Here is a 1,823-nt window from a genome sequence, read left to right as displayed (position 1 = left end):
CGCGGCCGAACGGGCACTGGCCGACCTGCTGGAGGCCGGGGGCATCCGGCCGGGCCGCACCGAGCGGGAAGTCGCCCGCGACCTGGAGAACCGGATGGCCGAGCACGGCGCGCACGGCACGGCGTTCGACACCATCGTCGCGGCCGGTCCGCACTCGGCCGTGCCGCACCACCGGCCCACCGACGCCGTCCTGGCGCGCGGAGACCTGGTCAAGCTGGACTTCGGTGCGCTCGTCGACGGGTACCACTCGGACATGACCCGTACGGTCGTGCTCGGCGAGCCCGCCGCGTGGCAGCGTGATCTGCACGCGCTCGTGCTCGACGCGCACACCGCGGGTTCGGCCGCCGTTCGTCCGGGTGCGGAGGTGTCCTCGGTCGACGAGGCGGCACGCGCGGTGATCGCGGAGGCGGGCCTCGGCGAGCACTTCACGCACGGGCTCGGGCACGGCGTCGGGCTGGCGGTGCACGAGGCGCCCAGCCTGTCCGCGCGCGGCGCCGGTACACTGTCGGCCTGCATGGCGGTCACCGTGGAACCGGGGGTCTACCTGGCCGGACGCGGTGGCGTCCGCCTCGAGGACACGCTCGTCGTGCGGGAGGGCACTCCCGAGCTCCTCACACCGAGCACCAAGGAACTCGTGGTCGCCTAACCGCGGCCCACCCGACACAGGAGAACGCACACTCGTGGCCACCACCAACGACCTCAAGAACGGCATGGTCCTCAACCTGGACGGCCAGCTGTGGTCCGTCGTGAACTTCCAGCACGTCAAGCCCGGCAAGGGCGGCGCGTTCGTCCGCACCACGCTGAAGAACGTCACCAGCGGCAAGGTGGTGGACAAGACGTTCAACGCGGGCACCAAGGTCGACACCGCCACCGTGGACCGCAGGCAGATGACCTACCTCTACAACGACGGCACCGACTACGTCTTCATGGACGGCGAGACGTTCGAGCAGCTCGAACTCTCGGGACAGCTCGTCGGCGACGGCGCGAAGTTCCTGCTGGAGAACACCGATGTCCAGGTCGCGGTCCACGAGGGGGAGGCGCTGTACGTCGAGCTGCCCACCACGATGGAGCTGATCATCTCGGAGACCGCGCCCGGCCTGCAGGGCGACCGGTCCACGGGCGGGACCAAGCCCGCCACGCTGGAGACCGGCGCGGAGATCCAGGTGCCGCTGTTCGTCGGCACCGGCGAGAAGGTCAAGGTCGACACCCGCGACGGCCGTTACCTCGGCCGCGCCTGACGCGGGACGGCGGCGACACGGTGAGCGACACTCCGGCGTCCCGCCCCCGCACAGGGGGCTCCGGCAGGCGCGTTTCGCGCAGGCGCGCCGTCGAACTGCTCTACGAGGCGGCCCAGCGCGCCGCCGACCCGATGGAGCTGGTACGGGACCGGGTCGGGGCGGTGGGCATCGACCCCATCCCCGACTACACCCTCGCGCTGGTGGAGGGAGTCACCGCGCACCGCACCCGCATCGACGAGCTGCTGGCCGAGCACGCCCAGGGCTGGTCGTTGGAGCGGATGCCGCCCGTGGACCTCGCCGTGCTGCGTGTGGGCCTCTACGAGCTGCTGTGGGCCGCGGACGTGCCGGACCCGGTCGCGATCGACGAGGCGGTCGGTCTCTCGCGGGAGTTGTCCACGGACGACTCGCCACGGTTCGTCAACGGCGTGCTGGGCCGGATCGGCACCATTGCCGACCGGCTGCGCTCGGTGCTGTGACGCGGCGCGCACGCGCGATCCTGTGACGCGGCGCGCGGGCGCGGTGCTCCGGCTCTGCCCACCGGATTCGCGTCCCGCCTCGCGTGCGGGATCGCCCCGGCGCGTCCGG

General features: G+C 72.2%; 3 protein-coding genes. All 3 read left to right on the top strand.

What is annotated here, in order from left to right:
* A partial coding sequence (locus SACSA_RS21550; RefSeq protein ID WP_019814008.1) for a M24 family metallopeptidase occupies positions 1 to 646 on the top strand: 646 nt, incomplete at its 5' end.
* A 34-nt stretch (positions 647 to 680) separates the two neighbouring features.
* Positions 681 to 1,238, top strand: a complete 558-nt coding sequence (efp, locus tag SACSA_RS0104845; protein WP_019814007.1) for an elongation factor P — start codon at positions 681 to 683, stop codon at positions 1,236 to 1,238.
* 20 nt (positions 1,239 to 1,258) lie between these two features.
* Complete coding sequence (nusB, locus tag SACSA_RS0104840; protein WP_019814006.1) at positions 1,259 to 1,714, top strand: transcription antitermination factor NusB; 456 nt, start codon at positions 1,259 to 1,261, stop codon at positions 1,712 to 1,714.
* Positions 1,715 to 1,823: the final 109 nt, after the last annotated feature.

It is taken from the genome of Saccharomonospora saliphila YIM 90502 (genome assembly GCF_000383795.1).
GTDB lineage: Bacteria > Actinomycetota > Actinomycetes > Mycobacteriales > Pseudonocardiaceae > Saccharomonospora > Saccharomonospora saliphila.
The sequence above is the reverse complement of the archived record's forward strand: the minus strand, read 5'-3'. Positions and strand labels throughout refer to the sequence as shown.